6 protein-coding genes and 1 pseudogene are annotated in these 6,777 nt (G+C 40.4%); 4 read left to right on the top strand and 3 right to left on the bottom strand.

Annotation, left to right across the window (positions count from 1 at the left end):
• Positions 1-455 (top strand): annotated as a pseudogene (locus HT715_RS10690) (winged helix-turn-helix domain-containing protein); the annotation flags it as partial.
• 417 nt (positions 456-872) lie between these two features.
• On the opposite strand, the gene HT715_RS10685 reads toward HT715_RS10690, so the two are convergent.
• On the bottom strand, positions 873-2,156 hold the full coding sequence (locus HT715_RS10685; RefSeq protein ID WP_014017276.1) for a solute carrier family 23 protein: 1,284 nt from the start codon (positions 2,154-2,156) through the stop codon (positions 873-875).
• A 301-nt stretch (positions 2,157-2,457) separates the two neighbouring features.
• Positions 2,458-3,171 carry a 16S rRNA (guanine(527)-N(7))-methyltransferase RsmG gene (gene rsmG / locus HT715_RS10680; RefSeq protein ID WP_119919906.1) on the bottom strand — a complete coding sequence of 238 codons (714 nt, stop codon included), beginning with the start codon at positions 3,169-3,171 and terminating at the stop codon, positions 2,458-2,460.
• Between the two features lie 93 nt (positions 3,172-3,264).
• Here rsmG and HT715_RS10675 point away from each other — a divergent pair, with 93 nt between their 5' ends.
• Both HT715_RS10675 and htpX read left to right on the top strand, forming a co-directional pair.
• On the top strand, positions 3,265-3,825 hold the full coding sequence (locus HT715_RS10675; protein ID WP_000219828.1) for a LemA family protein: 561 nt from the start codon (positions 3,265-3,267) through the stop codon (positions 3,823-3,825).
• A gap of 1 nt (position 3,826) precedes the next feature.
• Positions 3,827-4,726: a zinc metalloprotease HtpX gene (gene htpX, locus HT715_RS10670; RefSeq protein ID WP_023934415.1), complete on the top strand. Its 900-nt coding sequence runs from the start codon at positions 3,827-3,829 to the stop codon at positions 4,724-4,726.
• A 147-nt stretch (positions 4,727-4,873) separates the two neighbouring features.
• Here htpX and HT715_RS10665 read toward each other — a convergent pair whose 3' ends face one another.
• Positions 4,874-6,400: an ATP-binding cassette domain-containing protein gene (locus HT715_RS10665; RefSeq protein ID WP_138699673.1), complete on the bottom strand. Its 1,527-nt coding sequence runs from the start codon at positions 6,398-6,400 to the stop codon at positions 4,874-4,876.
• A 261-nt stretch (positions 6,401-6,661) separates the two neighbouring features.
• Here HT715_RS10665 and HT715_RS10660 point away from each other — a divergent pair.
• A partial coding sequence (locus tag HT715_RS10660; RefSeq protein ID WP_240149862.1) for a cysteine peptidase family C39 domain-containing protein occupies positions 6,662-6,777 on the top strand: 116 nt, incomplete at its 3' end.

Below are 6,777 nucleotides of genomic sequence, written 5' to 3'. Positions count from 1 at the left end.
GCTTATACAAAGGAGTTAGGTCCTTCCTACACACGTGATGCCTTCTATCAACTCTTGAAGCGCCATGGTTGGCGAAATATTAGGCCACGTCCAGAACATCCCAAGAAAGCAGACTCTCAAACCATTGTCGCGTCTAAAAATAAAATCTCAATTCAAGAAGACAAGAAAGCGCTTTAAAACCAGTAGGCATTTTCGTAAGGTTCGCTTGATGTACCAAGATGAGTCTGGTTTCGGTAGAATCAGTAAACTGGGATCTTGTTGGGCTTCAATGGGAGTAGGTCCACATGTCCATAGTCACCATATACGAGAATTTCGCTATTGTTATGGAGCTGTTGATGCCCATATTGGAAGATATCATGAATCAACTTCAAGATGTTATACAAGGACTGGAGAAGGAGGTGATAAAGTCCATCGTTAATCGGAGATGGAATAGAATGCTTTTTGAAAGCAGATGAGTATTAGATTATGAAGCAGAGCTGGAAGACGCTGAGATTTTAGGAAAGTTTTGGAATAAGGAAGGTTACTATATTATAGTTTATAACAATGCTAAAAAAGCCCCTGAACTGTTCAAGGTAGAGTTCTCTGAGTGGAAGCGTATGCATATAGGGGAGACATATTAGACAGCGTTAGGGGGATACACTTACTTTTAAGTATCAAAAAAATAAGCACTTCCGTAATTGGAAATGCTTGTTTTTTGATATGTTTAGACTCTTATACTCAATGAAAATCAAAGAGCAAACTAGGAAACTAGGAAACTAGCCGCAGGTTGTTCAAAGCACTGCTTTGAGGTTGTAGATAAGACTGACGAAGTCAGTTACATATATCTACGGCAAGGCGACGTTGACGTAGTTTGAAGAGATTTTCGAAGAGTATTAGTCTTTATTTTCGTATGGCAAGATCAAGTTCAAGATGATTCCTGTCATGGCTGAAAGAGCAGTACCTGAAAGTGTAACTGGACCAAGTTTAAGGACAGCTCCTCCAAGTCCAAGAACCAACATAGCACTTGCGATGATGAGGTTTCGCATTTGAGCGAAATCAACACGTTCTTTAATCAAGACTTTCAAACCATTGCTGGCGATAACCCCATAGAGAAGGATTGACATACCACCAAGTACAGCGTTTGGAATAGTTGAAATCAAGGCAGTGAATTTACCAAGGAAGCTGAGGGCAATCGCGATGAAGGCAGCGTTACGGATAACTGAGACAGAAGCGATACGAGTCATACCGATAACCCCTGTATTTTCTCCGTAAGTTGTATTGGCTGGTCCACCAAGGAAGGCAGAAACAGAAGTTGCGATACCGTCACCAAGAAGAGTACGGTGAAGACCTGGTTCTTTTAAGAATTGACGGCCACAGATTTGACCCAAAACAGTATGGTCTCCGATATGTTCAGAAATTGTTACGATAGCGATTGGCAAGATAGCGATGGCTTCTGGACCAAAGTAAAGATTGTATTCTTTAAAGGCACCACCTGTGTTAAATGGCAAGTAGAAACCAGGAATTTCAAACCAGTTAGCTTTAAGAACTGGTGTAAAGTCAACCAAGCCAAGAGTTAGTGCGAAGAGGTAACCACCGATAATGGCAAAGAGAAATGGAATGATTCGTAGGAATCCTTTTCCCTTTGTATTGATAAAGGCAGCAATCAAGAAAGTAACAACTGCTACAAGAGCATTTTTCCAGTTTCCATCAGCTACAAGACCAGCGTTGGTAACAGCTGAACCTGCAAGTCCAAGACCGATAACGATAATCATAGGTCCGATGATGATTGGTGGCAAGAGTCTATCAATCCATTTTGTTCCTACAAATCGGATGCTGGTAGCAACAAGGACATAGACCAAACCAGTCAAGATAACTCCAGTTTGAGCAGCAGATATATCTCCTCCCATTTCCTTCATAGCTAGTGACATAGCTGTGATAAAGGCGAATGAAGAACCTAGATAAACTGGAACTTTAAAACCAGTAGCAATCATGTAGATGAGTGTTCCAACACCTGAAGCAAAAAGGGCAACAGATACAGGCATTCCCAAAATCAAGGGTACCAAGATGGTCGCACCAAACATGGCGAAAACGTGTTGGAAGCTAAGGAGAGTTCCTTTTCCAGTCGAAGGACGTTGGTCAACGTCTAGTAACAAATCAACAGTTGATTCTTGTTTCATATAAACCTCACTTTTGGGCATCAAAAAAGAGCCCATTATTTTACAGCAATAGGCCCTCAGAGTAAGACTTCTCTAAAATCTAGATTTTAGAGAGTTTCAAGTATTTCTGCGTCTTCGTCACCTCACGGGATGACATTAAAAACCTTTGCTTAGGATAGTATAGCAGAAAAAAATGATTTTGTAAATCATTTTTTCCCGAGCCTAAAAATAAGAGAGCGAGGTTGATTTTGTAAATCATTTTTTCCCGAGCCTAAAAATAAGAGAGCGAGGATGACTTTGTAAACATTTTTTACTAAAAAATTTAAAGCGGGCGTTTGTTGGGCATGCCAGCCTTTCTCGGATATTTATTTGGTGTTTCTTTTTTCTTTTCCACCACTGTGATATAACGCGGATTTCCATTTGGTAGGGCGTAGTTGAGATTGTCTTCGACTTTACTGAAGAGGAGGTTGAGGGCATTCTTAGCTTCTAATAACTCCTCAGGAGCATTGCTGGCCTTGAGTGCCAATAGTTTTCCGCCAACTTTAAGGTAAGGAATTGTCAATTCAGATAAGACCTGCATACGGGCAACCGCACGAGCTGTTACAAAATCATATTGAGCACGGAAGTTTTTGTCTTGTGCCAAGTCTTCTGCACGTCCATGGTAGAAATGAACATCGTCCAAATCCAGTTCTTGAGCCAAGAGTTGTAGGAAGTTGATGCGCTTATTGAGTGAATCAATAATGGTCACATCTAACTGAGGATAGAGAATTTTCATTGGTAGACTAGGAAATCCTGCCCCAGCCCCGATATCAAGCAATTTGATATTTTCATTGGGAATCAAACCTTGAAGAATGGGTGCAATCGAATCGTAAAAATGTTTGAGATAAACTTCTTCCTTGTCCGTAATCGCCGTCAAATTAATCTTCTCATTCCACTCGACTAAGAGTTCAAAATAACGTTCAAATTGTTTTTTTTGCTGGTCCGAAAGTGGAAGATTTTGCTCGGCAAGCAAGTTGTAAAATGTTTCTGGTTTCATAGTTATTTCCTTCTTTAGTATCATCTTATTTTACCACAATCATTAAAAATTTGATATACTGGTACTAATCTAAAAGTAGAAAGGACTTATATCATGACTTGGATTATTCTTGGAGTTATCGCTCTTGTTGTTATTTTTGTGATTGTTAGCTATAACGGTTTGGTTAAGAATCGTATGCAAACAAAGGAGGCTTGGAGCCAAATTGATGTTCAGTTGAAACGTCGAAATGACCTCTTGCCAAACTTGATTGAGACTGTAAAAGGTTATGCTAAATATGAAGGTTCTACCCTTGAAAAGGTGGCAGAACTACGTAACCAAGTGGCGGCAGCGACTTCACCAGCAGAAGCTATGAAAGCCAGTGATGCCCTCACTCGTCAGGTTTCAGGTATTTTTGCAGTTGCAGAAAGCTATCCAGATTTGAAAGCTAGTGCTAACTTTGTTAAATTGCAAGAGGAGTTGACAAACACAGAAAATAAAATTTCTTACTCTCGTCAACTCTATAACAGTGTTGTCAGCAACTACAATGTAAAATTAGAGACTTTCCCAAGCAACATTATCGCTGGAATGTTTGGATTTAAAGCAGCAGATTTCCTTCAAACACCAGAAGAGGAAAAGGCAGTTCCTAAGGTTGATTTTAGCGGTTTAGGTGACTAAGATGCTGTTTGATCAAATTGCAAGCAATAAACGAAAAACGTGGATTTTATTGCTGGTATTTTTCCTACTCTTAGCTCTTGTTGGTTATGCGGTTGGTTACCTCTTTATGCGGTCTGGGATTGGTGGTTTGGTTATCGCACTGATTATCGGCTTTATCTATGCCTTGTCCATGATTTTTCAATCAACAGAGATTGTCATGTCCATGAACGGTGCGCGTGAGATTGATGAACAAACGGCACCAGATTTCTACCACGTAGTGGAAGATATGGCTATGGTCGCTCAGATTCCTATGCCCCGTGTTTTCATCATTGATGATCCAGCCTTAAATGCCTTTGCGACAGGTTCTAACCCTCAAAATGCGGCGGTTGCTGCGACTTCAGGTCTACTAGCTATCATGAATCGTGAAGAACTAGAAGCTGTTATGGGACATGAAGTCAGTCATATTCGTAATTATGATATCCGTATTTCGACTATTGCAGTTGCCCTTGCTAGTGCTATCACCATGCTTTCTGGTATGGCAGGTCGTATGATGTGGTGGGGTGGAGCAGGTCGCAGACGAAGTGATGATGACCGAGATGGAAATGGTCTTGAAATCATTATGCTAGTGGTTTCCCTACTAGCTATTGTACTGGCACCTCTCGCTGCAACCTTGGTTCAGCTCGCTATTTCTCGTCAGAGGGAATTTCTGGCAGATGCATCTAGTGTCGAGCTGACTCGCAATCCCCAGGGAATGATTAATGCCCTAGATAAGTTGGACAATAGCAAACCTATGAGTCGCCACGTCGATGATGCTAGCAGTGCACTTTATATCAATGATCCTAAGAAAGGGGGAGGGTTCAAAAAACTCTTTTATACCCACCCACCTATCTCAGAACGGATTGAACGTTTAAAACATATGTAAAATGAAGGCTGGAAAAAGTCTTTAAAATCTGAAAAACGCATAATATCAGGTGTGAAAACTTGATATTATGCGTTTTATTATGGGAAGATTTACTTCTTTTTCTCCTAAAATTGTGTTTTTGCCCCACATATTTGCGATGTTGAAAATTTATAAATCTTGAAAATTAACTAGCTCCAAACCGTGTTCTGTTAAGCGATAGATGATTGAACAGATCTCTTTTAAGAAACAACGGTCATGCGAAACAGTGATGAGACCACCAGGATAAGTGGCAAAGAGTTTTCTAATTTCGGGTTGAGAAGTTGGAGAAAAGTTTCGTGTGGGTTCATCCAGCAGGAGAAAGTTTGGTTTGCGCAGGACTAAATCCAAAAGCAGGAGTTTTCCCTGTTGTCCGCCAGATAAGGAGCGAATTTGATGCTGCATTTCTGGATAACTGAAATTGAGACTAGCTAGGTGAGATTGGATTTTCTGTAGTTCCTCTTTTTCCCCAGTTTTACTGAGATAGGCTATTGGGGATAAATCCAATTGCAGTTTTTTGTGGTAATCTTGTGGCATAAAACCAAGTGAAATCTCTCTTTTATCATTCAGAAGTCTCTGTAACTTGGCTAACAGAGTTGATTTCCCAACACCATTTGGCCCGATAATACCGATTTTTTCTTGGCCACGGACAGTTAGTTGTAGTTTTTGAACCAAAACTCGGTCGTCAATGGACAAATTTTCTTTTTCCAGTTGGACTAAGACTTTAGAAGCTGGTAATGGTTGGATGTCTGAAAAGAAAAGTTGGATTTGTTCCTCTTCAAGTGGCTTTTGAGTCATGGACTGAGCTGCCTTTTCGTAGCGTTTTTCTTGTGAGAGGACAGTTTTCATCTTTTTAGCCAATAGGCGACCGGCAGTACTGTCTTTGGTAGCTCGAAGAGCAGTTTCTACATTTTGTTTAACTCGTTGATGTTTTTCCATGGTTTTATCGTAGGCTCTTTGGTCGTTGGCTGCTTGCTGGGTTTGTCTGGCAAAATTAGCCTTTCTCTGCTCACTATAACTATCATAGTCTAAATGCTCTACTAGTGTTTCTGCTTCTTTACGGTGCTTGACCAGTCGCAAGTGAACAATAGTGTCTGCCGTTTCAGAAAGAAAGTCCTCATCATGGGAAATGAAAATAACGGTTTGCCGAATCTTACGCATTTGACCTTTTAGCCAATCAACCGTCTCAAGATCCAAGTCATTTGAAGGTTCATCTAAAAATAGAATCTCAAAAGGTTTGGCTAACTCATGGATGAGCTGAATTTTCAAAGCTTCACCCCCTGATAGACTACCAATCTCTTGGTCGCTTGCGAAACGATTGCTATCAAAATGCAATTCCTCAGCTAAACGATAGAGGACACTGTAATCTAAATCAATAGTATCTAAAAAGAAGTAGTCGTGTAGAGTTCTATTTTTCAGGTCCTCAGGAAGTTTTTGAGGAATGTAGGCTATTGATTGATAATCAGATTGAATGTCTCCCCCGATAGTGAAATCAGGCAAAGTTTCCCCCATTAAAATTTTAAGTAAGGTGGATTTGCCATTTCCTTCTTCACCAATAATAGCGACCTTTTCCCTGTCTTGGATGGTCATGCTGAGGTCAGAGACAAGGTCTCGTAAATCTTTGTTTTGTGTGATGGTCAGGTGATTGATTTTTATCATATGATTGCCCTTTCTAGAATGTTGATACTACATAACAAAAAGCTCTACTTTACCTAGTAGAGCCCAAAGTCTATGTCAAAAAAACTCTATTAATACTCTTCGAAAATCTCTTCAAACCACGTCAGCGTCGCCTTACCGTATATATGTGACTGACTTCGTCAGTCCTATCTACAACCTCAAAACAGTGTTTTGAGCAGCCTGCGGCTAGTTTCCTAGTTTGCTCTTTGATTTTCATTGAGTATTAGGAAAAAGGAGATGAAGATGAAATTTGGGAAACGTCACTATCGTCCGCAGGTGGATCAGATGGACTGCGGTGTAGCTTCATTAGCTATGGTTTTTGGCTACTATGGTAGTTATTATTCTTTGGCTCACTTGCG

Origin of the sequence: Streptococcus sp. 4155, assembly GCF_013276695.1 — a bacterium.
In the GTDB taxonomy this organism is placed as follows: Bacteria; Bacillota; Bacilli; order Lactobacillales; family Streptococcaceae; genus Streptococcus; species Streptococcus pseudopneumoniae.
The sequence above is the reverse complement of the archived record's forward strand: the minus strand, read 5'-3'. Positions and strand labels throughout refer to the sequence as shown.